The following is a 25,741-nucleotide window of genomic DNA, read 5'->3' on the forward strand; positions in this document are numbered from 1 at the left end:
TGGCGAAATTTGGTCTAAACAAAAGCCGATCGCGGTCTTCGGAGCGTTCGAAGACGTTGAAGCGAACAGCGTGCGAGCCGCACGCGGTGCCGGGGTCGCGACCGCGATCATGGAGTGACGGATGGGGGCCGGATCAACCGGCCCTGTTCATTTCGCCACGAACTCCGGCGGGGCTTCGCGCGGCACGATGATGCGGAACGTCGTCCCGCCGCCGGGCTCGGTCTCCAGCTTGATCCGGCCGCCCAGACGGCTCGTCACGATGTTGTGGACGATGTGCAGTCCGAGGCCGGTGCTGCCCTGGTCGCGCCTTGTCGTGAAGAACGGATCGAACGCCTGGCGCCTGACATCGGCGGTCATGCCGCAGCCGTCGTCAGAAAACAGCACTTCGACCTTGTCCTTGCCGAGCGCCTGCGCCGCGATATGAACCGATCCGCGCACGCCGTCCGGAAAGGCGTGCACCGCCGAGTTGATCACGAGGTTGGTGAGCACCTGGCCATAAGGCCCGGCATAGCTGTTCATCGCGAGATTGGGTTCGCATTCGACCCTGACCAGGAGATTTTCGCTGCGTAGCCCGGAGCGCAGTCCCTTGACGACCTGCTCGGTGACCTCGCCGAGATCGAAGCGCCTGCGATCCGACACGTTGCGATCGGCCGCGACCTGTTTGAACGACTGGATCAGATCGACAGCGTGATTGAGGTTGATGATGATCTGCGATGCCGCCTCGCGGCTTGCCGCGATGAATTCGTTGAGGGTTGAGCGACGCAGATCGCCGCGTGCGACGTCGGCTTCAAAACGGTTGGCCTTGTTGGCGAAGGCGGAGGCGACCGTCAGGCTGGTGCCGACGGGCGTATTGATCTCGTGCGCGACTCCCGCCACGAGCCGTCCCAAAGCGGCGAGCTTCTCCGTTTGTAGGAGGCCGTCCTGGGCGGCACGCAGTTCGTCCAGCGATTGCGACAATTGCCGCGTGCGCTCCTGCACCTCGGTGAAAAGCCGCGCGTTCTCGATCGCGATGACCGCTTGTCCCGCGAAGGTCTTCAACAGCTCGACCTGCGCCTTGGGGAATAGTTGCGGCACGAGCCGCATGACGGCGATGGCGCCAATTGCGACCTCGTCTCGAAGCATCGGTATCACGAGGATGCTGCGGTAGCCCGACGTCCGCTGCAATTCGCTATATCCGCCGGAGACGAGCACGTCCGGCTCGTGCACGACGCGCCGCTCGCGAACGGCAACCGAGATGAGGTTTCCGCTAGTGATCGGCGCCGGATAGGCTGTCTGCACCGCCGCGATCGATTCCGGCGAGAACTGGTCGTAGGCGACAAGGTGAACGCGCTCGCCGTCGCTGCGATAGACGGCGCTGAGAACGCTCTGGCAGAGCCGTGCCGCATTCCTGACGATCCGGTCGAACACGCGCGGAAGATCAGTCGGCGCATCCGAGATAAGGCTCAGGACCTCGGCCGTCGCGGCCTGCCGCTCTCTCGCTTCCTGGAGCTCGAGAGCAAGCTGCGTTGCTCCAGGTTTTGTCCGCCTGGAAACGAAAGCGCGAGGCGCCTTCGGCGCGCTGCGTCGCTTTTTCGTCTTCGCCGTGCGGCTGCCCGATTTGCTCGGCCCGCCTGCCCGAGAGTGCTTTCCCATGGCCCTCCTCCGGCCCCAGAATAAGCCATCGTATCGGCTCGGGCGAATAACGGGAACGGTGATCAGCTGCGGGGCCTCAGCAAAAAAAGCCGGCCTCACCATTCGATGAGGCCGGCCTTCGTGGATATCGAGGGCTATCAGACGTCGAAGAACACAGTCTCCTCGGGTCCCTGCAGATTGATCGTGAAGGAGTACACGACCTTGCCGGCGCGCTCGCTGCGCTTGGCGATCAGGGTCGACCGCCGCACCGGCTGCTCGATCAGATTGAGAACGGGATCGGCGGCGTTGGCGGCCTCTTCATCCGAGAAATAGAGCCGCGTGTTCAGCCCGATATTGATGCCGCGGGCGACGATCCAGACGTTGACGTGCGGGGCACATTTGCGCCCCGCTTTGTCGGTGATCGCGCCCGGCTTGATCGTCTCGAAGGTGATCAGCCCGCTGTCGAAATCCGAACCCGCGCGACCCCAGCCGCGAAAGTCCTCGTCCAGTGCGCCAGCCGAGCGGTCGGCCGGATGGTTGTAGCGGCCGGCCGCATTGGCCTGCCAGATCTCCAGCAGCACGTCGCGCAGCGGCGTGCCCGTGCCATCGAGCACGCGGCCCTCCAGCGTAATCCGCTCGCCCTTGGTGTCCGGCGTAACGAGCACGTTGGAGAAGTTCTTCTCGAAAATGTCGAAGCCGGCCATGCCCGGAATCAGTCCGATATGGACGTAGGGCCCGGCGGTCTGGGAGGCGGTTTCCTTGAGATAGTTGAGCGGCTGCGCCATGACTTTAGTTTCCTTCCGGGCGATTTTCGAAATAGGTGGAGCGCGCCCCGCGCAGCACGATGTCGAAGCGGTAGGTGAGCGAATCGAACGGCGTAGAGGCGTTGAGATCGAGCGGGGCGACGAGACGGTCGAGCGCGTCCTTGTCCGGGATCGTCGTGAGGATCGGGCAGACCGGGATCAGAGGGTCGCCCTCGAAATACATCTGGGTGATCAGCCGCTGCGCAAAGCCCGAGCCGAACACCGAGAAGTGGATATGCGCCGGGCGCCAGCTGTTGACGTAGTTGCGCCAGGGATAGGGGCCGGGCTTGATGGTGCGGAAGTAATAGTAGCCGCTGTCGTCGGTCAGCGCGCGGCCGCAGCCGCCGAAATTCGGATCGACCGGCGCCAGATACGTGTCCTTCTTGTGCCGGTAGCGACCGCCGGCATTGGCCTGCCAGAACTCCACCAGCGTGTTGGGCACGCCGCGACCGGTCTCGTCCATCACCCGGCCGTGCACGATGATGCGCTCGCCAATGGGATCGCCGTCCTTGGCGTAGTTGCGGATCAGGTCATTATCGAGCGGCCCGAGGTCGTTGTGACCGAACACCGGCCCGGTGATCTCCGAGATCGAGTTCTCCAGCGAAAGCAATGACTGGCGCGGTGAGCGCAGCACCGAGGATTTGTAGCCGGGCGCGTGCGCCGGCGGGTGGATGGAACGGTCACGCTGGAAGAAGCCGCCATCGCCAAGCGGCGGCGTGAACGGCTCGGGGCGGTTGAGGCGGGCGGCGTCCTGCGCGGCTGCGATACGAGCGGCCTGGGCGGTCATCTGGCGTTGTCTCCCTCTGGCGCCGGGTCGGGCGCGGCTTATCGGAGAGGATGCGCCGGCCTATTCTCAAGATAAATAGATGAATTATAATGTATCTCATGAAGGAAATCGATCATTTGGCCCTCGACGGCCATTCGCTGTCGCTGTTCCTCGCCGTGCTGGAAGAAGGTTCGGTGACGGGGGCCGCGACCCGGCTCGGCCTCACCCAATCCGCCGTCAGCCACGGGCTGAAAAAGCTGCGGCGCATCGCCGGCGATCCCCTGTTCGCCAAATCCGGTCGCGGTATCGTTGCCACCGCGCACGCGCAGGCGCTCGCCGCCAAGGCGCGCGCGCTGATCGACGAGATGCGGAGCTTTGCCGGCGGCGTCACCTTCGAGCCGAAAGCGGCGCACCTATCGCTGACGATCGCCGCCAATGATTTCCAGCGCGACCTGTTGCTGCCGCGCTTCTTCGGCCATGTCGCAGCCCAGGTGAAGAGTCTGAATCTGCGCGTGATCCCCTCGCAATCACCCTCGCCTGCCATGTTGCGCGAGAACCGTTGCGACCTCCTGATCAGCCCGCTGCCTCCGTCCGGCATCGACATCGTGCAGAAGCGCCTGCTGCGAGACCACTACGTCTGCTACTACGACCGAACTGCGCGCTCTGCGCCGGCGACGCGCAATGCCTATCTGGCCGCGCGCCACGTCACGGTGGTCTATACCGACAACGAGCGGCTCGACTTCGATCGCAGGCTTGCGGCAAACGGCTTCCACCGCGACATCGCGATATCAGTGCCGAGCTTCTCCGGCGTGCCGTCTTTCCTGCGCGGCTCGGACATGCTGGCGAGCATGCCGAGCCTGCTTGCGGACGGCCTGATGCGCGACTTCGCGCATGTGCACATTCCGCTCGCCTCGCGCGCCAGGACGCTCGCCGAGCTGCCGATGTTCATGGTCTGGCACCAGCGCTACCAGAAGGACCCGGCCCATCGCTGGATCCGCAGCCAGCTCGAGGCAGTGGCGACGACCGCGGCTGGGGCATGAACAGGGGGCGCCCTGCCCCCCGCCAAACCCACTGGTTGCGCCGCATCCGCCACGCTAGAATTCGGCCATGACCGTGACCGATATTGCGAGCCGAACCTATAACCACAGCTGGCGGCTGGACCCGATCGTCCGCAGCCTGCTTGATACCGATTTCTACAAGCTGTTGATGTTACAGATGATTCGGGAATTTTACCCGGATCAGAGGGTGACGTTTTCGGTCATCAACCGCTCGCGCCATGTGCGCCTCGCCGAGATCATCGACGAGGGCGAGCTGCGCGCCCAGCTGGACCATGCCCGCACCATCCGCTTCACCAAGAAAGAGCTGATCTGGCTTGCCGGTAACACCTTCTACGGCAAGACCCACATGTTCTCGGCCGACTTCATCCGCTGGCTCGCCGAATTCCGCTTGCCCGAATACGAGCTGCGCAAGGTCCAAGGCCAGTACGAGCTGCACTTTCACGGGCCGTGGACCCACACCACGATGTGGGAGATTCCGGCGCTCGCGATCCTCAACGAGCTGCGCTCGCGCTCGGCGATCAAGGGCCGCGGCCGCTTCGAGCTCGACGTGCTCTATGCCCGCGCCAAGGCCAAGCTCTGGACCAAGGTCGAGCGGCTCCGCCAGCTCGAAAACCTGAGGCTCTCGGACTTCGGCACGCGCCGCCGCCACGGCTTCCTCTGGCAGCGTTGGTGCGTCGAGGCGGTGAAGGAAGGGCTCGGACAATCCTTCATCGGTACCTCCAACGTCCTGCTCGCCATGGACAATGATCTCGAGGCGATCGGCACCAATGCGCACGAGCTGCCGATGGTGGCGGCCGCGCTCGCCAAGGACGACGAGGAGCTGCGCTTCGCGCCCTATCGCATTCTCGACCAGTGGCGCCAGACCTATGGCGGCAACCTCCTGATCGCGCTGCCCGACGCTTTCGGCACCAAGGCCTTCCTGCGCGATGCACCGGAATGGGTTGCCGACTGGACCGGCTTCCGCCCCGACAGCGCACCGCCGATCCAGGCCGGCGAAGAGATCATCAAATGGTGGGAGAAGAAGGGCCGCAATCCCAGGGACAAGCTGCTCGTCTTTTCCGACGCGATGGATGTCGGCTCGATCGAGGAGACCTACCATCACTTTTCGGGCCGGGTGCGCCTATCCTTCGGCTGGGGCACCAACCTCACCAATGATTTCGTCGGCTGCCCACCGGACGGCTCGGTCAATCTCGATCCGATCTCGCTGGTCTGCAAGGTGACGTCGGTCGACGGACATCCGGCCGTCAAACTGTCCGACAATCCGGAGAAGGCGACCGGCATGCCGTCCGAGATCGAACGGTATTTGCGCGTGTTCGGCGACGCCGGCCGTGTGCGCAAGGCCGTGCTGGTCTGACGCCTCGCGGAGAGCCCACGCCGGTCGCGCACGGCCCCGCGGACGGTCGATGCAGCATTCTTCGAGACGGTGCGAGGAGGCGTGAGCCGGCAGGCTAACTTGCTCTGCGCCGCTCCTGCGCGTAGCGCAGCAGGGCCGTGAAGCGGTAGATGCCGTGCACGAACTTGCCATAGGGCATGGTGATGAACAGCGCGAACACCGCGCCGAGATGCAGAGCCAGCAGCGGCCCCATCGCGGCAGTCTCACGCAGGACCAGCAGCACGAGGCCCGTGATGCCGGTCAGGAACAGCATTGCGATGAAGCCGACGTCCATCCCGTAGCGGCCCTCATCCAGCAGCGCAGGATCGCGGTCTCTCTTGGCAACAAAGAGCCCGATCGGTCCGACGACGAGGCCGATGCCCCCGAGCGTACCGAGCACAACCGGCAGGTCCCACCACGGATAAGGCGCTTCACGTCCGAGCAGATAGTGGTAGAGCGTGCCGACGCATGTTGCGGCAAAGCACAGCAGGAAGCCATAGAAGGTGAAATGATGGTAGAGCTTGCGTCGGTCGGTCGGACGGTCGTCCTCATTGTAGCAGCCGACGCCGCCGCCATGGAGATAGCGAAGCTCGCCGGCATCGCGGATCGCCTGAAAGATCGAGCCACCATCCGCGCGGCCGCCGATCGGCGCGCCGATGTCGCGCCAGAACGCGCGAACGCTCATCACCAGCGCCAGGATCGCGTAAAGGAACGCGGCACCGAATAGTGCCGCCATCGCGTTGTGCGGCATCAGCTTGTAGAAGGCGCCGGGGCCGGTGTGAACGCCGAATAGCACGTCGCGGTCGTGCGCGACCACAAAGCCAAGGATGAACGCGGCCATGCTGAGCGCAGCCATGACGCTGATGACGAGACCGTTGCGCGCGAACACGCCGGACAGGGCCCGCGGCCAGGCATAGGCCGCATAGGACTCCGCGCGGGCGACGGCGAGCGTCTTCGGGACGTTGACGTTGAACTCGTGCGGCGGCGAAAACTGGCAATCGACGTAGCAGGCGCCGCAGGCATGGCAGAGATTGGCGAGATAATTGAGGTCGCCGTCCGAAAACGCGCGGCGCATCTCCATGGCTGGAAACACCGCGCATAGGCCTTCGCAGTAGCGGCAGGAATTGCAGACCGTCATCAGGCGGTCGGCTTCGTCGAGAATCCTAGTTCCGTGCATGTTTCGCCGCTTCTTGTCCTGCGATCCGCCCGAACACGCTGCCGATGGTCATGCCCATGCCGGCGGCATAGCCCTTGCCCAACACATTGCCGGCCATGATTTCGCCGGCCGCGAACATATTGGCCGATGGCCTGCCGTCCTTCATCAGCATGCGCGCTTCCTTGGTCACGCGTGTGCCGAGATAAGTGAAGGTGATGCCGGGGCGCACCGGATAGGCGAGATAGGGCGGCGTCTCGATCCGCCGCGCCCAATGCGTCTTCGGCGGCGTGATGCCCTCGGTGCGGCAGTCGTCGAGGAGGGTGTGGTCGAAGGTGCCGGGACGCACCGCAGCGTTGAAATCGGTGACGGTCTTTTCCAGTGCGACTGGATCGAGACCGAGCTTGTCGGCGAGCTCGGCAACCGTCTGCCCTGCAATCGGTGGAAACAACGTCGGCATGAAACTCGTGACGACGGTCGAGTCGAAGATGATGTAGGCGATCTGGTCCGGCTGCGCCGCGACCAGCCGGCCCCAGATCGCGTAGCGCTTCGGCCAGAGGTCCTCGCCCTCATCGTAGAAGCGCTGCGCGTGCTTGTTGACGACGATGCCGAACACGACGGAGTCGTGCCGTGTGATGATGCCGCCGTCGAACTTCGGCGCCCGCGCATCGATTGCGACCGCATGGCACTGGGTGGGATCGCCGACTTCCTGCACGCCCTTGGCAAGCAGCATCTTCAGGATGGAGCCGCGGTTATAGGGCGTGCCACGGATCAGGAAATTGTCGGCGGCCTCGCCCCAATATTCCTTCAGCCATTCGATATTGGCCTCGAAGCCGCCGGCAGCGGCGACCAGCGACGTCGCGCGGATCTCGTTTACGGCATCGATCGGCCGCTTCAGACGCGCGGCCAGGAACATGGCGTCCTCGATGACGAGATCGGTGACCTCGGCATCATAGTGGATCTCGACACCGAGCTGCTCCGCGGTGAAATACAGCGCATTGAGCATCGCCCGGCCGCCGCCGAGGAAGAAGGAGTTGGTGCGCCCGAGACTGAGCGTGCCGCCGAGCGAGGGTTGCCAGCGCACACCCTGCTCCACGATCCAGTTCAGGATGTCCTTGGACTCCCGGATCATGTGGCGCGCCAGCTCCTCGTCGGTCTGTCCGCCCGTGACCAGCAGCAGGTCCTTCCAAAACTCGTCTTCGGTATAAGGGCCGGTCAGGATCTCGGTCGCGGCATCATGGGCGCAGCGCATGTTGCGGGTGTGGCGCGTATTGCCACCGCGATAGAATTTGGGCGCGCCTTCCAGCACGATGACCGAGGCACCGCCGCGCCGCGCGGCGATCGCCGCGCAGAGCGCTGCATTGCCGCCGCCGATCACCAGCACGTCGTATTTTTTGCTCATGCCGCCTGCCAGGACCCCAGAGCCGGAGCGATTCCGTGTCTTACTGACGCTACCGCCATTGCGCACCTTTGTATACAAAGATATACAAGAATTGCGCAACGCTCCGCTTTGCATGGGAACGATGCGCCGGGATCGGAGAGAGCATGGCCAGGCGCCCGGCAAAGACAAGCGGATCGATCGATCGCGGTTCCGGCGTGGCGCTGGGCGAAGCCGTGTTCCGCTCGCTGTGCGAGGCACTCCAGGCCGGCAGCTACCGCGCCGGCGATCGCTTGCGAGAGGAGGAGGTCGCGCAGCGGCTGAACGTCAGTCGCACGCCGGTGCGCGAGGCACTGGGGCGGCTTGCCGCGCGCGGCTTCGTGCAGCCGGCCGCGGGCCGCGGGCTGATCGTCCGCAACCTCGACATTTCCGAGGTGCTCGAGCTCTACGCCATGCGCGAGATCCTGGAGGGTGCGGCGGCACGGCTCGCCGCCGAGCACGCCTCGCGCCCCGAGATCGACTCGATGACGGATATCGAGCAGGCTTTCACCGAACATTCCGCCGACGCTATCGAGATGGCCAGGCTCAACCGCGCCTTCCACGAGGCGATCTGCCGCGCCGCGCGCAACCGCTATCTCGACAGCGCCTCGAAGGAGCTCCAGGACTGGATCGCGCTGCTCGGCCCGACCACGTTCTCGGTCACCGGTCGGCCCTCGACCAGCCACAGAGAGCATCAGGCCATCATCAGCGCCATTGCCGCCCGCGACGGCGACAAGGCCGAAAAACTGGCGCGCGCCCACATTCGTGAGGCGCTACGGTGCCGGCTGAAGCTCCTGCAGAAACAATAGCAAGAGGTCACCGAACGATCGATCACGAAACCTTGTGGGAATGAGATCGCGGCGGCCGCGATCTCAGGGAAGAGCGGCAGGCTGTCGGAGCCTGCTGGAACATCTGCAAGGAGAGCTCCTATGACTGTCCGCAAGACGCACGCCGCTGCCCTGGCACTGACAGCGCTCGTGGTCGGCACAGTAGCATTTGCCGTCGCCCCCGTCGCGGCAACGGCCCATCCGATCGCCGGCGCGCGAGTTGCGCCGACGCGGCCCGCAGCACATGCCTATCAGACTCGCGAGACGCCCGCGCCGCATGTCCAGATGCCGCATCCGTCCGACCATCCCGATGGGACATTCCCGTTCATATGGCTCGGATGATCGAGCGGGAGCCGGACTGGTCCCGCGCTGATCAGGCAAGCACGTCTGCAGCCGCGGCTTTCAAGACGTCACGCACATCGCGCGGGCTGAGCCGCACTTGCAAGCCGCGTTGACCGCCATTGACGTAGACGAGGTCATGCGCAAGCGCGCTCTCCTCAATGACGGTCGTCACCGCGCGCCGCTGCCCGAACGGGCTGATGCCGCCGACCTTGAAGCCGGTGACGCGCTCGGCCTCGAATGGCTTCATCATCTGGGCCGACTTGCCGCCTGCGGCGGCCGCGAGCTTCTTCATCGAGACTTCCCGGTCGGAAGGAACGACGACGCAAACCGGCTTGCCGTCGACGAGCGCCATCAGCGTCTTCAGCACCCGCGCCGGATCTTCACCAAGCGCGGCAGCAGCCTGAAGCCCGATGCTCTCGGCGTCGGGATCATAGTCATAGGCATGGACGGTGAAGGATACGGAAGCGGCAGCGAGCGCGCGTGTGGCTGGGGTCACTTTGGACATGCGCCATCGTTTAGCACCGTCATTGCGAGGAGCGAAGCGCAGTGAACCGTATGGGCACACGCCTCGATACTCGCGCTGTCATCGCCCGACTTGATCGGTCGATCCAGTACTCCGAGACGCCCGTAATGATCGATAAGCCGCGGCGTACTGGATGCCCCGCTTTCGCGGGGCATGACAGCAATCGGTATGGCGAGCATCGCCCGCAATGAGAGGAGTACGCCCTTACTCCGCCGCGTCGCGCATTTCCACGCGCTCGGCCCTTGCGGCGCAGAACTTGAACTCGGGGATCTTGCCGAAGGGATCTAGCGCCGGGTTGGTGAGGAGGTTGGCGGCCGCTTCCGCGTAGCAGAACGGCATGAACACCATGTTCTCCGGCACGTCGCGGTCGGAACGGACCTTGACCTCGACCGCGCCGCGGCGGGTCTCCAGGCGAATGAAATCGCCGGGCGTGAGCTTCTTCTTCCGCATGTCCTTCGGCGACATGAACGCCACCGCCTCCGGCTCGATCTGGTCGAGCACCTGCGCGCGTCGTGTCATCGAGCCGGTGTGCCAGTGCTCGAGCACGCGGCCGGTCGAGAGCACCATCGGGTATTCGTCGTCCGGCAACTCGTCCGGCGGAATGACCTTGGCCGGCACGATCTTGCCGCGGCCGCTCGCGGTCGGGAAGCCCGTGGTGAAGATGATCTCATTGCCGGGCTTGTCCGGATCGTCGGCCGGATAGGTGACGGCGCCTTCGCGCACCAGCCGCTCCCAGCTGATGTTCTTGAGCGACGGCATCAGCTCCGCCATCTCGGTGTAGACGTCGCCGGGGCCCGAATAATTCCACGGCAAGCCCATCCGCTTGCCGATTTCCTGGATGATCCAGAGATCCTGCCGCGCATCGCCCGGCGGCTTGATGACCTGGCGCGCGAGCTGCACGCGGCGATCGGTGTTGGTGAAGGAGCCGTCCTTCTCCGCAAACGCGGAGGCCGGCAGGATGACGTCGGCGTGGAAAGCGGTCTCGGTGACGAAGAGATCCTGCACCACGAGATGATCGAGCATGGCGAGCGCCTGGCGCGCATGCTGGAGATCGGGATCGGACATCGCGGGGTTCTCGCCCTCGACATACATGCCCTTGATCTCGCCGGCGTGGATCGCGTTCATGATCTCAACCACGGTGAGGCCCCGGACGGGATCGAGCTCCTGCCCCCACAGCTTCTCGAAATTGCCGCGCATGTCGTCACGGCCGACCGGCTGATAGTCGGGCAGGAACATCGGGATCAAGCCGGCGTCGGATGCGCCCTGGACGTTGTTCTGGCCCCGTAGCGGATGCAGGCCCGTGCCGGGACGACCGACCTGGCCGGTGATCAGCGCGAGCGCAATCAGGCAACGCGCATTGTCGGTGCCGTGGACATGCTGGCTGATGCCCATGCCCCAGAAGATGATCGAGGATTTTGCGCGCGCATAGGTGCGCGCCACCTCGCGCAGGGTTTGCGCCGGGATGCCGCAGATCGGCGCCATCTTCTCCGGCGTGAATTCCTTGATCTTCTCCTTCAGGTCCTCGAAACCCTCGGTGTAACCGGCGATGTACTGGTCGTCGGTCAGGCCTTCGGTGATGATCGTGTTGATCATCGCATTCAGCATGGCGACGTCGGCGCCGGGCTTGAACTGCAAATGCTTGGTCGCATGACGCGACAGCGTCTGCCGACGGGGATCCATCACAAAGAGCTTTGCGCCCTTCTTGGCCGCGTTCTTGATGTAGGTCGCCGCGACAGGGTGGTTCACGGTCGGATTGGCGCCGATCACCCAGATGACTTCGGCGTCCGTCGCGGCCGCGAACGGCGCCGATACAGCGCCCGAGCTTAAGCCTTCGAACAGCGCCGCGACCGACGAGGCGTGGCAGAGCCGCGTGCAGTGATCGACATTGTTCGACCCGAAGCCGGTGCGTACCAGCTTCTGGAACAGATAGGCCTCTTCATTCGAGCCCTTGGCCGAGCCGAAGCCGGCCAGCGCCTTGACGCCCTTGGTATCGCGGATCTTGACCAGGCCCTTGGCCGCGATGTCGAGAGCCTCCTCCCATGAGGCTTCGCGGAAATGGGTGAAGGGGTTGGCGGGATCGACCTGGTCGTTGGCATCCTTCTTCGCGTTCGGCAGCCGCACCAACGGCCTCGTCAGGCGATGCGGATGGTGGATGTAGTCGAAGCCGAAGCGGCCCTTGACGCAAAGACGGTTGTGATTGGCCGGGCCGTCGCGACCCTCGGCATAGATCACCTTCTCGTCCTTGACCTCATAGGTCACCTGGCAGCCGACGCCGCAGAACGGGCAGAGCGAATCGACCTTCCTGTCGGCATAGGTGACGCGGGTCTGGTTCTCGTCGAGCATCACGGCCGGCATCAGGGCGCCGGTCGGGCAGGCCTGCACGCATTCGCCGCAGGCCACGCAGGTGGACTCGCCCATGGGATCGTCGAAGTCGAACACGATCTTGGCGCCGGCATTGCGGTAGGCCATGCCGATGACGTCGTTGACCTGGACCTCGCGGCAGGCGCGCACGCAGAGGCCGCACTGGATGCAGGCATCGAGATTGACGCGCATCGCCGGATGGCTGGCGTCTGTTGCCCAGCGCTCGGCGGCGGGGAAACGGCTCTCGGTGACGCCGGTGGTTTCGGCCCAGCGCCAGAACTTCGAGTCCGGATCGTGCGAAGTCTCGCGCGCCGGCTGGTCGGCGACGAGCAGCTCCATCACCATCTTCTGCGCCGCGACCGCGCGGGCGCTTTCGGTCTTCACCTTCATGCCGACCGACGGGGTGCGCTTGCAGGACGCCGCAAGCACGCGCTCGCCCTCGATTTCGACCATGCAGGCGCGGCAATTGCCGTCGGGCCGATAGTCGGGCGCCGGTGAATAGCAGAGATGCGGGATATCGCGGCCCTGACGTTTTGCGACTTGCCAGATGGTCTCGCCGGGCCTCGCCTCGACCTGCTTGCCGTCGAGCTCGAACGTAATCTTGGTCATTCGGCCGCTTCCTTGAACTCGTCAGGGAAATATTTGATCACGGTTGTGAGCGGATTCGATGCCGCCTGGCCGAGCCCGCAGATCGAGGCATCGCGCATCGCCTGGCTCAATTCGTCCAGCAGGGCACGGTTCCAGACCGGCCGCTGCATCAACAACGCCGCCTTCTGGGTTCCGACACGGCACGGCGTGCACTGGCCGCAGCTCTCGTCCTCGAAGAACTTCATCAGGTTCAGCGCCGCGGACCTGACGCTGTCCTTCTGCGACAGGATCACGATCGCGGCTGAGCCGATGAAGCAGCCGTATTTTTCCAGCGTGCCGAAATCGAGCGGGATGTCGTCCATCGATGCCGGCAGAATGCCGCCGGACGCTCCGCCCGGCAAATAAGCGTAGAACGTGTGGCCGTCGGCCATGCCGCCGCAATATTCGTCGATCAACTCGCGCACGGTAATCCCGGCGGGCGCGAGCTTCATGCCGGGATTCTTGACGCGGCCCGAGACCGAGAAGCTGCGCAGGCCATGGCGCTCATGACGGCCATGGCTCTTCCACCAGTCGGCGCCCTTCTCGACGATGTCGCGCACCCACCACAGCGTCTCGATATTGTTGATCAGCGTCGGCAGGCCGAACAGGCCGACCTGGAACGGATAAGGCGGCTTGTGCCGCGGCAGGCCGCGCTTGCCTTCGATGCTTTCGAGCAGCGAGGACTCTTCACCGCAGATGTAAGCACCGGCGCCGCGCCGCATGTGCAGCGTCGGGCCGCCCGCGGGAAGCTTCGCGATCTCGCGCTCGAGAATCTCGCGGCAGGCGGGATATTCGTCACGGAGATAGATGTAGACGTCGGAGGCCTCGACCACATGCGCGCCGATCAGCATGCCCTCGATGAAGCGATGCGGATCGGTTTCGAGATAATAACGGTCCTTGAACGTGCCGGGCTCGCCTTCGTCGCCGTTGATCGCCATCAGCCGCGGACCGGGCTCCCCTAATACCGCGCGCCATTTGCGTCCCGTCGGAAAGCCCGCGCCGCCAAGGCCGCGCAGCGAGGCATCGTCGAGCGCCTTCAAAAGGTCATCCTTCGAAAGCTCGCCGGTGCGCAGGCGATTGAGAAGCTTGTAGCCGCCGCCGGCGACGTAGGCATCGTAATCGACATATTTCGGCAGATGCGCGTGGGTGTCGCCGGCCTTCGCGGCGGCCAGCACGTTGCCGACGGTGGCGTGATCGACGAAGTTGTGACCAACCTCGGCCGCCGGCGCGGTGTCGCAACGGCCAACACAGGGCGCCCGCACCACGCGGATGCCCGGGCCGCTCGCGCTCTGGAGGTCCTCGAGCAGCTTCTCTCCGCCGAGCATCGCGCAGGTCAAGGAGTCGCAGACCCGGATGGTGAGCGGCGCGATGTTAGGCTCGCCCTCCTTCACGACGTCGAAATGCGCATAGAAGGTCGCGGTCTCGAACACCTCGGCAAAGCCGAGCTTCATCTCGTCGGCAAGCGCCGCAAGATGCGCCGCCGAGATCTGGTGAAACTTGTCCTGGATCAGGTGGAGATATTCGATGAGCAGGTCGCGCCGCCGCGGCCTGTCGCCGAGCAACTGCTCGATCTCATGTGCGGCGGTCGGGTCGACCTGCCGCCCCTTGGGCGTGGCCTTGGCTCGCTTCCGTCCCTCGCCCGGATGTTCGAACGAGCGGACCTGGTGCACGTCGTGGCTCATCGCTGCGTCTTGGTCCCTACTCTTAGAATGGCTCCAAACCTAGCCTCTGGCATGCCAGATGCCAAGAGGATTCTTGCGTTCCATGAAGCAGTTAAGGGGCATGTAGCCGCCGCTTCATGCCCCCAACGTCCAGTTCCCTGGCACCTAATCTCAGCTCTTGCCCATGCAGTCTTCAATGTAGAACCAGCGGTCGTCGCCGGCGAGGCCCTTGGCTTTCACGTCCTTGCGGCATTCCTTGAGCTTGGACTTGTTGGCGCTCCACTTGGCCTTCATGTTCTTCAGCTTCTGGGCGGTCAGCTTGAGCTTGCCGGGCTTGGCCTCGGCGGCCGCTTGTGCCGGCGCTGCAGGCGCCGTCGCCGTCTGGGCTGAAGCGGAATGAAGTGCGCCGGCGACAACGAGCATGGCGGCGACACAAACGAGTTTGCGAACCATCGAAAATCCCCCGGATGTTCTTTTTCAATCGATCGAGAAAAGCGAAACCGCGAGACGCGCGCGCATGACGCACACCCCGCGGCAATTTCACAGAGGGTCAGAAGATCTTGACCGCGCTCTCCAGCGTCTTCCATACGCCCCAGGCAAGGGGAACGCCGACGAAGGCCCAGAACAGCGCGGCCTTGGCATCCAGCCCGCCTGTGCCGATGCCGAACGAGCCGTGCTGGATCGCTGCTTCGCTCTTGGCGCTTGCGGCCTGGAGCTTGGCAACCTCCGCCTCGCTCATGTTCCACTTCGGATCGACCGGCTTGATCAGATAGTTGCAGATCAGGCCCGCGATCAGCATCGCGCACAGGATGTACATGGTGGTGTTGTAGAGCTGATCGCGCGGCACGCCTGCGGCGAGCTGGAATTCGCGGATGTAGTTCACCACCACCGGACCGATGATGCCGGCGGTCGACCATGCCGTCAGCAGCCGGCCGTGGATGGCGCCCACGAACTGGGTGCCGAACATGTCGGCGAGATAGGCCGGCACGGTGGCGAAGCCGCCGCCATACATCGACAGGATGATGCCGAAGCCGAGAACGAACAGCAGCTTCGAGCCCATCGCCGCAAACGTAGGCGCCAGCGCGTAGAGCACGATGCCGAGCAGGAAGAACGTGTAGTAGGTGTTCTTGCGGCCCATATAGTCTGACAGCGATGCCCAGAAGAACCGGCCGCCGATGTTGAACAGCGACAACAGACCGGCAAAGCCCGCGGCGATCGCCGCGATCGCGGTCTTCTGCTCAACCGAGAGCTGGCTGAAGGTCAGCTCGGGCAAGCCGATCAATTTGCCAGCGAAGATCTCCTGGAGCATCGGCGAGGCCATGCCGATCACGCCGATACCGGCCGACACGTTCAAGCACAGCACCCACCAGATCAACCAGAACTGCGGAGTCTTGTGCGCATTGTTCAGATGCACGTGATGCTCGGAGATCATCGATTTCTTTTCGCTCGGCGGCGTCCAGCCTTCCGGCTGCCAGCCGCTCGGCGTGACGCGATAGGCGAAGGCGCCGATCATCATGAAAACGAAGTAGATGACGCCCATCGTGAGGAACGTCTCCCAGACGCCGACCGAGGTGGACGTCTTGAAATAGTTGATCAGCAGGTTTGCCAGTGGCGCGCCGATCATGGCGCCGCCGCCAAAGCCCATGATCGCCATGCCGGTCGCCATGCCACGGCGGTCCGGAAACCATTTGATCAGGGTCGATACCGGTGAGATGTAGCCGAGACCCAGACCGACGCCGCCGATCACGCCGCAGCCGAGCCACATGATCCAGAGCTGGTGCACGTATACGCCGAAGGCGCCGATCAGAAGACCACCGCCCCAGCAGCAGGCGGCGACGACGCCCGCCTTGCGCGGACCGGCGCGCTCGAGCCAGCCGCCCCAGATTGCCGCGGAGACGCCGAGCAGCACGAAGAACAGCGTGTACATCCAGCCCAGGCTCGCGACCTTCCAGTCGCACGTCGTGGTGAAGAGTTCCTGCCACAGCGTGATATCCGCGCACGCCTTGCTCTGGGTGATGCCGATGGCGCGCGACAGCGGCAGCCAGAACACCGAGAAACCGTAGGCCATGCCGATGCAGAGATGGATGCAGAGCGCGGCAGGCGGCACCAGCCAGCGATTGAAGCCGGCCTTCGCGACCGTATGCTCGCGATCGAGAATTCCCGCGCCAGCGCCCGAAAGTCTCCCAGCGCTTTCAACTGTAGCCATACAAATCCTCCCCTGCAGTCGCCCTTCTGAGCGCCTGCTGTTGCGATCCCGTTCCTCAGCCCGCGCGCCTCAGCTTGCTGATTGCTCCGCAAGTCATCCCAGAGATGCGCCAGGATCACGAGCGCACACGAAATGTCTAACCCCTTTGAGGGAGTTTTTATGCCGGACGCCGACAGGCGATGTCCCTCCGCCCATCGAACCACGCGCAATCAATGCGGATAGCACAACTTGTGTGCCCATGCGGAGAGCCAATTGCCGGCGTGGCGATGCCGATAGACGAAAGTCGATAGTCGCAATCTAAGAGTGCAGTGCGTCATTCGCGCTTTCTATCGAGCCATTCGTCTTTTCTATCAAAAACACAATGCGCGCCTCGGTGCGCTCGGTGATCTCGACCTTGTCGCCTGTCTCGCGAACAAGGTTGGGGATGTCGATCACCGACAGGGGATCAGTGCAGTACACCTCGAGCTGGTCGCCAGCCTTCAACGGCTTCAGCGCCTTGCGCGTCTTCAAGGCCGGCAACGGGCATTTCAGCCCCGTAAGATCGAGAGTCGTTCTGGTCATAGCGGCACCATGGCGAGGCGGGTCGGGAGCGTCAATGCACGACGCTCAGATCAGGTTGGCGTAGGATAGAAATCCGATGCTCTGTCCGGGCTCGACCCGCGTCACCGCCTCGCCGAGTTCGACCAGCCCGTCAGTCTCGACCAATGATGACAACAGCCCGGCACCCTCGCGTGGAAACTTGATCGCCTCGAGCGTGCCGTCTTCGGCCTTGCGCAAGGAGACGCGGACGTATTCGCGGCGGCCCTCCTTCTTCTTGTAGGTGAAGGCGGCGCGCACCGGAATCGGCAGAAGCGGCTCCGGCAGGCCGCCGGCGAGCGCCAGCACCGTCGGTCGCACCACATGGACGAAGGTGACGAAGCTCGCGACGGGATTGCCGGGCAAGCCGATCAGCGGCGTGCCGCCGATGATGCCCATGGCGACCGGCCGGCCCGGCTTGATCGCCATCCGCCACAGCACCAGCGTGCCGATGCTCTCGACCGCGGCCTTGACGTGATCCTCCTCGCCGGTCGACACGCCGCCGGTGGTGAGGATCAGGTCATGCTGGCCTGCGACCTGCTTCAGACCATCCGCGAGCAAGGCTTGCTCGTCGCGCAAGATACCGAGATCGCTGACATCGCAGCCGAGCCGGCGCAGCATCGCCATCAGCATGAAACGGTTGGAGTCGAAGAGCTGCGAGGGGGCGCGCGCATCGCCCGGCGAGACCAGCTCGTCGCCAGTCGAGAACACCGCGACGCGGATGCGCCTGACGACGTCGAGCGCGGTCAGGCCGAAGGCGGCGGCGAGCGCGACATGTTGTGGCCGCAAGCGCTGGCCGGCACACAAGGCGACGTGACCTTGCGGAATGTCCTCACCGGCGGGCCGGACGTTCGCGCCTCCCTTCAGCCCGGGCGGCAGAACGATCTTGCCACTCTCATCAATACGCACGTCCTCCTGCATGAAGACGGTCTCGGCCCCTTTCGGCATCGGCGCGCCCGTGAAGATGCGTGCGGCATGGCGGGGCTTGATCGGATGATCAGCGGCACTACCGGCCGCGATACGGCCGTCGAGCGGAAACGCTTCTTCGTTCGCTTGCGGCAGGTCCGCATTGCGCACTGCGTAGCCGTCGACCGCGGAGTTGGTGAACGGCGGCAGCGGCAGCGGCGCGGCGATGTCGCGTGCGAGCACCCGCCCGTCGGCATCGACCAGCGCCACGGTCTCGATGTCGGCGATCGCGTTGACGCGGGCCGCGATCAGGCTGACGGCGTCGTCGACCGACATCATCGGCCCACCGAAGGCAAAGCAATCGTCGGACAGTTGCGCCATGATGCCTCGTCAGCGCGCAAGCGCGCTCTTCGCCATCGCCTCGTCGGCCGTCATCGCGGAGCGCAAGACAAGCGCGGCCACGGCCGGAATATCATCGAGATGGACCGTCGGCAGCCTGGTTTCAACCGTAACGTCGGCCGCAATCCCGACAATGCCGGGATCGTCGGGAAACAGCAGCGGCTTGCCGTTGGCAGCGCGGTACACCTCGATCTTGCGATGCGGCTCCCGCTTGAAACCCTCGACCACGACCAGGTCGACCGCCGACAGCTTTGCGAGCAGTTCCGGCAACCGCGGCTCGGCCGCCCCCCGCAGCTCATGCATCAGCGCCCAGCGATTTGCCGAGGACACCAGCACCTCGGCCGCACCCGCCTCGCGATGGCGCCAGGAATCCTTGCCCGGCACGTCGACGTCGAAATGATGATGGGCGTGCTTGATCACGGAGACGCGCAGGCCTTGCGCGTTGAAATGTGGAATCAGCCGCGTCAACAAAGTGGTCTTGCCCGCTCCGCTCCATCCCGCAAGGCCGATGATTTTCATCACAACTCGATCTCCGCCAGCCGTATCACGCGGCTGGAACCGCCATCTCCGTCATTGCGAGCGGAGGCATTTCCTTCGTTCCCTCACATGCTTATATCGGCCTGGGCCGAATGTCATGCTAACGTCGCACCCATGATGAAGATCGACAAAGCCCCGGTCCCCCTGATCGTCCCCAACCCGGACGATCCGCGCCTGACGCAGAGCGTCGTCGGCGTCGACCAGGCCGGCGCGAGGGTCGAGACCAAGGTGCCGATGGAGCGGCCATTGACGCTCTATCTCAACGCCCAGGAGATCGTCACGATGATGACGATCGGCGACTATCCGGAGTATCTGGCGCTCGGCTATCTCCTCAACCAGAACATGCTGAAATACAGCGACGTCGTTACCGAGGTCGAATATGACGACGACCTCCAGGTCGTCGTGGTGCGCACCTCGCACCACACCAATTTCGAGGCCAAGCTGAAGAAGCGCACCCAGACCTCCGGCTGCGCGCAGGGTACCGCGTTCGGCGACCTCCTCGAAGCGGTGGAAAGCGTGACGCTGCCGAAGGCCGAGCTGCGCACCTCCTGGCTCTACCAGATGACGCAGACCATCAACACCATGCCCTCGCTCTATCTCGAGGCCGGTGCGATCCATGGCTGCGTGCTGTGCAAGGAGGGCACGCCGCTCTGCTACACCGAGGATGTCGGCCGCCACAACGCCGTCGACAAGATCGCGGGCTGGATGTACCGCCACAATGTCGAGGCCCGCGACAAGATTCTCTACACCACGGGCCGGCTCACCTCGGAGATGGTGATCAAGACGGTGCGGATGGGCATCCCCATCCTGGTGTCCCGCTCGGGGTTCACCGCCTGGGGTGTCGATCTCGCCCGCCAGGTCGGGCTGACGCTGATCGGACGCACGCGCGGCAAGCGCTTCATCGCGCTCGCGGGCGAGGAACGCATCGTCTACGACCAGAACCTCGCTTATGTCGAGGAAGAGTCGGCCAAGCACAAGCGCAAGGGTGAAGGTGGTGACGACTGAAACTCCGCCGACCTTGGGCGTGCTGCTTGCCGGCGGCCTGGCGCGGCGCATGGGCGGCGGCGACAAGCCGATGCGCACGATCGGCGGCCGGACCATCCTGGAGCGCGCGATCGCGCGGCTGAAGCCGCAATGTGACGGGCTGATCCTCAACGCCAATGGCGAGCCTTCGCGGTTTTCCGTGTTCGGATTAACCGTCGTCGCCGATGACGTGCCGGGCTATCCCGGACCGCTCGCCGGCATTCTCGCCGCGCTCGACTGGACCGCGGCGAACCGGCCCGGCATCGAATGGGTGCTCAGCGCCGCCGGCGACTGCCCGTTCCTGCCGCGCGACCTCGTCGCACGCCTGCACGCGGCGCGCGCGGCGGAGAATGCACAGCTCGCTGTTGCCGCTTCCGGCGAGCAGTCGCATCCGGTGATCGGATTGTGGCGCGTCGCCTTGCGCGACGAATTGCGCCAAGCCCTCGTCGTCGAAGATGTCAGGAAGATCGACCGCTGGACCGCGCGCTTTCCGCTCGCCACGGTGACATGGCCGGTTCAGCCGCTCGATCCGTTCTTCAATGCCAACACGGTCGAGGACATCGCGGAAGCCGAGCGCCTGGCCGCGCTGGACGAGCATTCGGCTCAGTAAAATCGTGCCTTCTTTTAGAAGAGCTAAGTCTTGGGGAATTCCGTCAACAATTGCGCCCACACCACCGCAAAGGCGATCAGGCCACACAGGCCGAAAAGGGTGGTGAAGCGCGGCAGCCGGCCGATCGCGACGAGCAGCCAGGCCGGCAGGAAGAACACCCCGAAAATCATGCCGAGCGGGAAGACCGCGAGCCATTGGAAACCGTGCCGTCACCAATCGGGACGTGCGCGATGGCGTAGAAGGTGTAGAGCCAGAACAGCGTGCCGGCAGCCGCGATGAGAGCGGCGATCTTGCGGAAACCGAGCTGGGACGACAGGGGCATGGGCTGATCCTCGCCACATTAGTCGTGGTCGCAAGGCGGCAAGTTCACGGCGCCTTGACCGCCCTGAACCGCCTCGGGCCGGGCTGCGACCAACGAGCGTTCAATAGCTTTACCGGTTAACGGCGATGATCGAGGCGGTCTGGGGCTTTCTGGTTTTCCTTGTCCGTGCGGTCAACTTCGCGCTCGATATCGCGTGCTTCATCGCCGATGCGAGGTACCTTGCGCGGCTGGCCACGGGCGCCGAGAAGCTCGTCGAGGTCCCACCGGATCCCAGGCCGCTCGCACCCGATGCACAGCGCGCGCTTGCCGAAGCAGAAGAGCGCGAACGCATGCGCGAAAAGGCCACTCAGGCCGCGAGCGGCACGGTCCAGGCGTCGTAGCCATAGACCCAACCGGTATCAGTTCGCTCCTTTAGCCAAATGTTGGCGCGCGAGGTCTCCTGCACCCGCGTGGTCCGCTCCTTGCGGGTCGCCTCGAAGCGGCGAAACGCGTTTGCCACGCCCTCCCGCGCGACACCGTCCAAACAGCGCGAGAGCACGGCGGCATCCTCGATCGCCATCGCCGCACCCTGCGCCATATAGGGCGTCATCGGATGGCAGGCGTCGCCGAGCAGCGTGACCTTGCCGTCCGACCAGCGCTCGAGCGCGTCGCGATCCATGATCGCCCATTTGTGCACGTCGGGGCATGCGGCAAGCACCTGCGCGACCTGCGGATGAAAGCCTTCGAACGATGCGCGCAAATCCCGCACGTCGCCCTTCGCCGACCAGGACTCGATGCGGAAATCCGGCTCCGGCTGGCTGGTGACGAGATAGACTTCGCTGCGATCCGGCTTGACGTAATAGATGACGATGTGACGGTCCTCGCCCCACCATTTGGTGCAGTCGTCGATCTCTTCGCCGCCGAGCAATGACGCGGGATAGGTGGTGCGATAGGCGATACGGCCGGTGAACCTGACCTGCGCCGTGTCGAACAGAATGTCGCGCACGAGCGAATGCACGCCGTCCGCGCCGACCACGGCATCGGCGATAGCGCTCGTGCCATTCGCAAACGTGAGCCTCACGCCTTCGGCGCTCTCATCGAGGCCGGCCAGCTTGTGGTTGAGCCTGATACATTCGGCGGGAACGGCGCTGGCGAGCGCCGCATGCAGATCGCCACGATGGGCAAGCAGATAGGGCGCGCCGAACTTCTGCTCGGCGCTCTCGCCGAAGATCATGTCGAACTTGACGTCGCCGCTCCGCCAGTCGCGGTTGTTCCAGGAGCGCGGATAAAAGGCGTGATCGCGCATCCGCGTCTCGAGCCCGAGCGCGCGCAACACCTTCATTGCGTTGCAGCCGATTTGGATGCCGGCGCCGATCCGGGCAAATTGCGACGCCTGCTCGTAGACCATGACGTCGATGCCGACGCGCCGCAGCGCAGCGGCGGTGGCAAGCCCACCCATCCCGGCACCCACGATCGCAACCGAAAGCGGCTTTGCCATCGCGTCCCCACCCCTGTCATCGCGCTGCTCGACGGCCCGCGTCGTTATCTTAGGCTCAGGCTGGCCGGAATCCGGCCCGCGCCAGCGCCGCACGGCTCTCGTCCGAGGCAAGCGCATCCAGAAAGGCCTGCACCGCCGGACGCTGCTTGCGCACGCTCACCAGCGCGAAATCATAATGCTCTTCGCTGAGCGGAATGAAACCGAGGCTGGACGCATGGGCGACCGGCGCGATGGTCATGCCCCAGTCGGCGCGACGCTGCGCCACCGCGGCGGCCACCGCATTGTGCGAGCGCGGCTGATTCCAATAGCCTTCCGGTCGCGCGCCGCCGAGCAGGCGGTCGATCAGGATGCGCGTGCCGGCGCCCTGGTTGCGATTGACCATGATACAGGCTGGATCGGCGAGCGCGGCGGCGACGGCATCCTTCGCTGACAAGCCGTCGAAACGCCTGTCGCCTTTGCGGAACACGATGCCTTGCATGCGCCGCCAGCCTGGCACGAGCTCGAGCCCCTCAGCTAGGTAAGGCGTGTTGTAGGTCTCGGTCTTGTCGTCGAACAGATGGATCGGCGCCAGATCGCACTCGCCGCGCCGCGCCGCCGCCAATCCACCGAGACTGCCCACCGCGATCGAGCGCACGCTGAGGCCAGCGCGCGCGAGCGGCGCGGTGACGAGATCGAGCCCGGTGCAATGGCTGCCGATGATGACGAGATCGGGCACGCGCACATGCGGCGTGAACAGCGTCACCTCGGCCTCGCTGCCGGCCGGCATCTGGTCGGCGAGCGCATCGATGCGCAGGAATCCGTCGGCTTGCGCGAAGGACGTGATCGCGCCGGAGCCTTTGCCCGAGGGGTAAGCGATCAGTCCGTCCTTGCCATCGACCAGCGAGACCATCACGAACTCGGTGCGGCCGAGCTCGGAGGCAATCCGCACGGGCACCTTCGCACTCACTTTGGCATCCGCGCGCGGCGGAAGGCCCGCCATCTGCCGTAGCACCGGCACGATCATGTCGTGAAAGGTGAACATCGCCGAGGTCGGAAAGCCCGGCAAAATCACCACCGGCTTGCCGTCGCAGACCGCAAGGCACAACGGCTTGCCGGGCTTGAGCGCGACGCCATGGGCGATGATGCCGGGCTGGCCGAGGCGGCCGATGATGCGATGGGATACATCGCCCGCGCCTTTCGACGTGCCGCCCGACAGCACTAGCATGTCGGCTTCCGCGAGCGCCTTGCGCATCGCGGCCTCGAGCTGGGTCTCGTTATCAGGAATGGCGCCGATGAAATGCGCCGCGCCGCCGTTCTCGTCGATCGCAGCAGTGACGATCGCGCCATTGGTGTCGTAGATCGCAGCGGACGCGAGCGCCTCGCCGGGCTGCACCAACTCGTCGCCGGTCGAGATAACCGCAACGCGCGGCTTGCGCACGACCTTGACCTCGGCGATGCCACAGGCGGCGAGCATCCCGATCTCGCGCGAACCGATGATCGTGCCACCGCGCAGCAGAGCTTCGCCGCGCGCGATGTCCGAGCCGGCATAGGACACGAACTGGCCCGGCGAAGCCGCGCGGCGGACGTCGATCGCGCCGATCCCCGCCGGCTGGGTGTGCTCGACCATGACCACCGCATCGGCGCCGCGTGGCAGAGGGCCGCCGGTCGCGATTGGCGTCGCAGTGCCCGAGGCGACCTGAAGGGCCGGCGCGGTGCCGCAGGCGATGATCTCGCCATTCAGGGCGAGACGCACGGGCGCAGCCTCGCTCGCCGCGGCAAGATCCGCGGAGCGGACAGCAAAGCCATCGACGTTGGAGCGGTCGAAGGGCGGCACGTCGATCGGCGCAAAGATGTCTTCGGCGAGCGCGCTTCCGAGCGCAGCCGCAAGCGCGCGCGTCTCGCTCGGCAGCGCGCGGGGGAACAACGCGGCTTCAAAGCGCGCCAGCGCCTCCTCGCGGGAGAGTATCTTGAGGAACTGCTCCTGATCGACCGAACTGCGGTCGGTCGGTTGCGGAATCCTGTTCATGCCGGAACCCATATCATTCCCGCATCAGATAGGCATCGACCGGCGCGCCCGCCGCAAAGCCTTCACTGTCGCCGGGAACGAGCAGCCATGCGTCGGCGCGGGCGATCGCCTGCAAGGACAGCTCACCGACCGCAAGCGGCAGCCAGGCGTCTTGTTCCTCGGCCAGCAGCGCGATCTCCGCCATGCCGACGTTTGATGCGATCTTGCGGGCGAGCTGCAAGCTGGCGGATTTGCGCAAGGCCCGCATCGACAGATGATCCAGCACCGGACAGACCAGCATGAGCCAAACCGCAAATGCCTGATCCGGCGCGCCCGGCAGCGCGATGACGGGAACTGATCCGATTCTTCCGATCGCCGCCGTACGTCCAGGCTGCACCGCAATCCCGTGAGCCAGGACCTCGCCGCAATCGGCTAGCGCGGTGACGGCGGCATCGCGGCGACCGACGCCGGTGCCGCCGACGGTCAGCAGCAGGTCGCAAGCGGTGATTTCGAGCGCGTTCGCGATCGACGCCGCATCGCGCGCGCTAGCCTCCGCCGCAGTCACCTCCGCGCCCGCCGCGCGAGCCTGATCGGCGATGAGCTGAGCAGCCGCGGTGCCACCGGGCATGTTGATGACGCGCAGCCGCGGGCGGCGGACGCTCAGAGTCTCCAGTTCTACAGCTCGCGCCAGCAGAAGCTCGGTGGTGCGAACAGGCCGGCCCTCGGCAACGGTCGAGGTGCCTTCGGCCATGTCGCAGCCCCTCCGCCGAACGCCCTGCCCGGGAAAACCTTCGGTGAGCACTTCCGTGATCGGCCCCGCAGTATCGACCGCGTCAGCATCGAGCATGCAGTCGCATCCCTCTGGGATCGCGTCGCCGGCCTCGACCCAAATCGGAGGCGCAGCCAAAGGCAACGGCGAGTAGGAGGACGCGCCGACGAGATCGCTGGCGCACAACGCCCAGCCGTCCGCGGCAGCGGTATCGTGTGGCGGATAAGCGCCAAGCGGCGGCATTCCTGCTGCGACGCAGCCGAGCGCCTCGGCGAGCGGCAGATCGACCGGCGCAACCGGCCGAACACCGCGCAGCAGCGCGGCGAGCGCGAGATCGAGCGGGGTGAGCGACGGCGGCAGGCGCTGGGTCATCCCTCAGATGGACCACGCAGCGCTCGGTTTGGCAACTCG

At 65.0% G+C, this 25,741-nt stretch carries 25 protein-coding genes; 7 read left to right on the forward strand and 18 right to left on the reverse strand.

Going from position 1 to position 25,741, the window contains the following annotated elements:
• Positions 1-147: 147 nt before the first annotated feature.
• Genes YUU_RS62765 through pcaH form a run of 3 tightly spaced genes read right to left on the reverse strand, consistent with a single transcriptional unit; the run spans position 148 to position 3,201 of the window.
• The gene (locus YUU_RS62765; RefSeq protein ID WP_371260503.1) at positions 148-1,734 is read right to left on the reverse strand and encodes an ATP-binding protein; all 1,587 of its coding nucleotides are present in this window, start codon (positions 1,732-1,734) and stop codon (positions 148-150) included.
• Between the two features lie 35 nt (positions 1,735-1,769).
• The gene (pcaG, locus tag YUU_RS0125460) at positions 1,770-2,396 is read right to left on the reverse strand and encodes a protocatechuate 3,4-dioxygenase subunit alpha (protein ID WP_027524914.1); all 627 of its coding nucleotides are present in this window, start codon (positions 2,394-2,396) and stop codon (positions 1,770-1,772) included.
• A 4-nt stretch (positions 2,397-2,400) separates the two neighbouring features.
• Positions 2,401-3,201, reverse strand: a complete 801-nt coding sequence (pcaH, locus tag YUU_RS0125465; protein WP_027524915.1) for a protocatechuate 3,4-dioxygenase subunit beta — start codon at positions 3,199-3,201, stop codon at positions 2,401-2,403.
• An 89-nt stretch (positions 3,202-3,290) separates the two neighbouring features.
• Between pcaH and YUU_RS0125470 the strand changes: the two genes are divergently transcribed.
• Complete coding sequence (locus YUU_RS0125470) at positions 3,291-4,220, forward strand: LysR family transcriptional regulator (RefSeq protein WP_027524916.1); 930 nt, start codon at positions 3,291-3,293, stop codon at positions 4,218-4,220.
• Positions 4,221-4,287: 67 nt separating this feature from the next.
• Positions 4,288-5,592, forward strand: a complete 1,305-nt coding sequence (gene pncB, locus YUU_RS0125475) for a nicotinate phosphoribosyltransferase (RefSeq protein ID WP_027524917.1) — start codon at positions 4,288-4,290, stop codon at positions 5,590-5,592.
• Between the two features lie 94 nt (positions 5,593-5,686).
• Here the strand turns inward: pncB and tcuB are convergent, their stop codons facing one another.
• Positions 5,687-6,787, reverse strand: a complete 1,101-nt coding sequence (gene tcuB, locus YUU_RS0125480; protein WP_027524918.1) for a tricarballylate utilization 4Fe-4S protein TcuB — start codon at positions 6,785-6,787, stop codon at positions 5,687-5,689.
• Complete coding sequence (gene tcuA, locus YUU_RS0125485) at positions 6,774-8,165, reverse strand: FAD-dependent tricarballylate dehydrogenase TcuA (RefSeq protein WP_027524919.1); 1,392 nt, start codon at positions 8,163-8,165, stop codon at positions 6,774-6,776. The genes tcuB and tcuA overlap by 14 nt, the downstream gene beginning before the upstream one ends.
• Before the next feature lie 143 nt (positions 8,166-8,308).
• On the opposite strand from tcuA, the gene YUU_RS0125490 reads away from it, so the two are divergent.
• The gene (locus YUU_RS0125490; RefSeq protein ID WP_027524920.1) at positions 8,309-8,989 is read left to right on the forward strand and encodes a GntR family transcriptional regulator; all 681 of its coding nucleotides are present in this window, start codon (positions 8,309-8,311) and stop codon (positions 8,987-8,989) included.
• Positions 8,990-9,109: 120 nt separating this feature from the next.
• Positions 9,110-9,349 carry a hypothetical protein gene (locus tag YUU_RS0125495; protein ID WP_027524921.1) on the forward strand — a complete coding sequence of 80 codons (240 nt, stop codon included), beginning with the start codon at positions 9,110-9,112 and terminating at the stop codon, positions 9,347-9,349.
• 31 nt (positions 9,350-9,380) lie between these two features.
• Here YUU_RS0125495 and ybaK read toward each other — a convergent pair whose 3' ends face one another.
• The 8 genes from ybaK to mobB form a co-directional block, all read right to left on the reverse strand.
• A complete protein-coding gene (ybaK, locus tag YUU_RS0125500) occupies positions 9,381-9,854 on the reverse strand; it encodes a Cys-tRNA(Pro) deacylase (RefSeq protein ID WP_027524922.1) in 474 nt (157 codons plus the stop codon).
• Positions 9,855-10,076: 222 nt separating this feature from the next.
• Positions 10,077-12,842, reverse strand: a complete 2,766-nt coding sequence (gene fdhF, locus YUU_RS0125505; protein ID WP_027524923.1) for a formate dehydrogenase subunit alpha — start codon at positions 12,840-12,842, stop codon at positions 10,077-10,079.
• Positions 12,839-14,542 carry an NADH-ubiquinone oxidoreductase-F iron-sulfur binding region domain-containing protein gene (locus YUU_RS0125510; protein WP_027524924.1) on the reverse strand — a complete coding sequence of 568 codons (1,704 nt, stop codon included), beginning with the start codon at positions 14,540-14,542 and terminating at the stop codon, positions 12,839-12,841. Before YUU_RS0125510 ends, fdhF begins: the two co-directional genes overlap by 4 nt.
• A gap of 150 nt (positions 14,543-14,692) precedes the next feature.
• Positions 14,693-14,974, reverse strand: coding sequence for a hypothetical protein (locus YUU_RS0125515; protein WP_027524925.1), 282 nt, complete (start codon positions 14,972-14,974; stop codon positions 14,693-14,695).
• Between the two features lie 97 nt (positions 14,975-15,071).
• On the reverse strand, positions 15,072-16,727 hold the full coding sequence (locus tag YUU_RS0125520) for an OFA family MFS transporter (protein WP_027524926.1): 1,656 nt from the start codon (positions 16,725-16,727) through the stop codon (positions 15,072-15,074).
• Between the two features lie 297 nt (positions 16,728-17,024).
• Positions 17,025-17,288, reverse strand: coding sequence for a sulfurtransferase TusA family protein (locus YUU_RS0125525; RefSeq protein ID WP_027524927.1), 264 nt, complete (start codon positions 17,286-17,288; stop codon positions 17,025-17,027).
• Positions 17,289-17,333: 45 nt separating this feature from the next.
• Positions 17,334-18,590 carry a gephyrin-like molybdotransferase Glp gene (glp, locus tag YUU_RS0125530; RefSeq protein ID WP_027524928.1) on the reverse strand — a complete coding sequence of 419 codons (1,257 nt, stop codon included), beginning with the start codon at positions 18,588-18,590 and terminating at the stop codon, positions 17,334-17,336.
• 9 nt (positions 18,591-18,599) lie between these two features.
• Complete coding sequence (gene mobB / locus YUU_RS0125535; protein ID WP_027524929.1) at positions 18,600-19,127, reverse strand: molybdopterin-guanine dinucleotide biosynthesis protein B; 528 nt, start codon at positions 19,125-19,127, stop codon at positions 18,600-18,602.
• 132 nt (positions 19,128-19,259) lie between these two features.
• On the opposite strand from mobB, the gene fdhD reads away from it, so the two are divergent.
• Together fdhD and mobA are read left to right on the forward strand one after the other, a co-directional pair.
• Positions 19,260-20,150: a formate dehydrogenase accessory sulfurtransferase FdhD gene (gene fdhD / locus YUU_RS0125540; protein WP_027524930.1), complete on the forward strand. Its 891-nt coding sequence runs from the start codon at positions 19,260-19,262 to the stop codon at positions 20,148-20,150.
• Positions 20,095-20,778 carry a molybdenum cofactor guanylyltransferase MobA gene (mobA, locus tag YUU_RS0125545; RefSeq protein WP_198031825.1) on the forward strand — a complete coding sequence of 228 codons (684 nt, stop codon included), beginning with the start codon at positions 20,095-20,097 and terminating at the stop codon, positions 20,776-20,778. The genes fdhD and mobA overlap by 56 nt, the downstream gene beginning before the upstream one ends.
• 23 nt (positions 20,779-20,801) lie before the next feature.
• On the opposite strand, the gene YUU_RS62395 is transcribed toward mobA, so the two are convergent.
• Both YUU_RS62395 and YUU_RS61355 read right to left on the reverse strand, forming a co-directional pair.
• The gene (locus tag YUU_RS62395) at positions 20,802-20,936 is read right to left on the reverse strand and encodes a hypothetical protein (protein WP_256375302.1); all 135 of its coding nucleotides are present in this window, start codon (positions 20,934-20,936) and stop codon (positions 20,802-20,804) included.
• Positions 20,937-20,944: 8 nt separating this feature from the next.
• Entirely contained in the window at positions 20,945-21,100 is a 156-nt protein-coding gene (locus YUU_RS61355; protein ID WP_245288098.1) for a hypothetical protein, read from the reverse strand.
• A 125-nt stretch (positions 21,101-21,225) separates the two neighbouring features.
• On the opposite strand from YUU_RS61355, the gene YUU_RS0125555 reads away from it, so the two are divergent.
• Entirely contained in the window at positions 21,226-21,480 is a 255-nt protein-coding gene (locus YUU_RS0125555; RefSeq protein ID WP_051389901.1) for a hypothetical protein, read from the forward strand.
• Here the strand turns inward: YUU_RS0125555 and YUU_RS0125560 are convergent.
• From YUU_RS0125560 to YUU_RS0125570, 3 genes are read right to left on the reverse strand one after another with little or no spacing between them, the layout of a single operon-like run.
• Positions 21,447-22,577, reverse strand: a complete 1,131-nt coding sequence (locus tag YUU_RS0125560; protein WP_027524933.1) for an FAD-dependent monooxygenase — start codon at positions 22,575-22,577, stop codon at positions 21,447-21,449. The two genes, YUU_RS0125555 and YUU_RS0125560, sit on opposite strands and share 34 nt — an antisense overlap.
• A gap of 55 nt (positions 22,578-22,632) precedes the next feature.
• Complete coding sequence (locus tag YUU_RS0125565) at positions 22,633-24,582, reverse strand: molybdopterin biosynthesis protein (protein WP_027524934.1); 1,950 nt, start codon at positions 24,580-24,582, stop codon at positions 22,633-22,635.
• A gap of 13 nt (positions 24,583-24,595) precedes the next feature.
• Positions 24,596-25,702, reverse strand: a complete 1,107-nt coding sequence (locus tag YUU_RS0125570) for a molybdopterin-binding protein (protein WP_027524935.1) — start codon at positions 25,700-25,702, stop codon at positions 24,596-24,598.
• Positions 25,703-25,741: the final 39 nt, after the last annotated feature.

Origin of the sequence: Bradyrhizobium sp. Ec3.3, assembly GCF_000472925.1 — a bacterium.
Taxonomy (GTDB): domain Bacteria; phylum Pseudomonadota; class Alphaproteobacteria; order Rhizobiales; family Xanthobacteraceae; genus Bradyrhizobium.

What these genes read in the sequence shown, in the direction of transcription:
- YUU_RS62765 (WP_371260503.1), bottom strand. Translation starts at nt 1,734, where the DNA reads ATGGTGAGGCCGGCTTTTTTTGCTGAGGCCCCGCAGCTGATCACCGTT.
- pcaG (WP_027524914.1), bottom strand. Translation starts at nt 2,396, where the DNA reads ATGGCGCAGCCGCTCAACTATCTCAAGGAAACCGCCTCCCAGACCGCC.
- pcaH (WP_027524915.1), bottom strand. Translation starts at nt 3,201, where the DNA reads ATGACCGCCCAGGCCGCTCGTATCGCAGCCGCGCAGGACGCCGCCCGC.
- YUU_RS0125470 (WP_027524916.1), top strand. Translation starts at nt 3,291, where the DNA reads ATGTATCTCATGAAGGAAATCGATCATTTGGCCCTCGACGGCCATTCG.
- pncB (WP_027524917.1), top strand. Translation starts at nt 4,288, where the DNA reads ATGACCGTGACCGATATTGCGAGCCGAACCTATAACCACAGCTGGCGG.
- tcuB (WP_027524918.1), bottom strand. Translation starts at nt 6,787, where the DNA reads ATGCACGGAACTAGGATTCTCGACGAAGCCGACCGCCTGATGACGGTC.
- tcuA (WP_027524919.1), bottom strand. Translation starts at nt 8,165, where the DNA reads ATGAGCAAAAAATACGACGTGCTGGTGATCGGCGGCGGCAATGCAGCG.
- YUU_RS0125490 (WP_027524920.1), top strand. Translation starts at nt 8,309, where the DNA reads ATGGCCAGGCGCCCGGCAAAGACAAGCGGATCGATCGATCGCGGTTCC.
- YUU_RS0125495 (WP_027524921.1), top strand. Translation starts at nt 9,110, where the DNA reads ATGACTGTCCGCAAGACGCACGCCGCTGCCCTGGCACTGACAGCGCTC.
- ybaK (WP_027524922.1), bottom strand. Translation starts at nt 9,854, where the DNA reads ATGTCCAAAGTGACCCCAGCCACACGCGCGCTCGCTGCCGCTTCCGTA.
- fdhF (WP_027524923.1), bottom strand. Translation starts at nt 12,842, where the DNA reads ATGACCAAGATTACGTTCGAGCTCGACGGCAAGCAGGTCGAGGCGAGG.
- YUU_RS0125510 (WP_027524924.1), bottom strand. Translation starts at nt 14,542, where the DNA reads ATGAGCCACGACGTGCACCAGGTCCGCTCGTTCGAACATCCGGGCGAG.
- YUU_RS0125515 (WP_027524925.1), bottom strand. Translation starts at nt 14,974, where the DNA reads ATGGTTCGCAAACTCGTTTGTGTCGCCGCCATGCTCGTTGTCGCCGGC.
- YUU_RS0125520 (WP_027524926.1), bottom strand. Translation starts at nt 16,727, where the DNA reads ATGGCTACAGTTGAAAGCGCTGGGAGACTTTCGGGCGCTGGCGCGGGA.
- YUU_RS0125525 (WP_027524927.1), bottom strand. Translation starts at nt 17,288, where the DNA reads ATGACCAGAACGACTCTCGATCTTACGGGGCTGAAATGCCCGTTGCCG.
- glp (WP_027524928.1), bottom strand. Translation starts at nt 18,590, where the DNA reads ATGGCGCAACTGTCCGACGATTGCTTTGCCTTCGGTGGGCCGATGATG.
- mobB (WP_027524929.1), bottom strand. Translation starts at nt 19,127, where the DNA reads ATGAAAATCATCGGCCTTGCGGGATGGAGCGGAGCGGGCAAGACCACT.
- fdhD (WP_027524930.1), top strand. Translation starts at nt 19,260, where the DNA reads ATGATGAAGATCGACAAAGCCCCGGTCCCCCTGATCGTCCCCAACCCG.
- mobA (WP_198031825.1), top strand. Translation starts at nt 20,095, where the DNA reads ATGTCGAGGAAGAGTCGGCCAAGCACAAGCGCAAGGGTGAAGGTGGTG.
- YUU_RS61355 (WP_245288098.1), bottom strand. Translation starts at nt 21,100, where the DNA reads ATGCCCCTGTCGTCCCAGCTCGGTTTCCGCAAGATCGCCGCTCTCATC.
- YUU_RS0125555 (WP_051389901.1), top strand. Translation starts at nt 21,226, where the DNA reads ATGATCGAGGCGGTCTGGGGCTTTCTGGTTTTCCTTGTCCGTGCGGTC.
- YUU_RS0125560 (WP_027524933.1), bottom strand. Translation starts at nt 22,577, where the DNA reads ATGGCAAAGCCGCTTTCGGTTGCGATCGTGGGTGCCGGGATGGGTGGG.
- YUU_RS0125565 (WP_027524934.1), bottom strand. Translation starts at nt 24,582, where the DNA reads ATGAACAGGATTCCGCAACCGACCGACCGCAGTTCGGTCGATCAGGAG.
- YUU_RS0125570 (WP_027524935.1), bottom strand. Translation starts at nt 25,702, where the DNA reads ATGACCCAGCGCCTGCCGCCGTCGCTCACCCCGCTCGATCTCGCGCTC.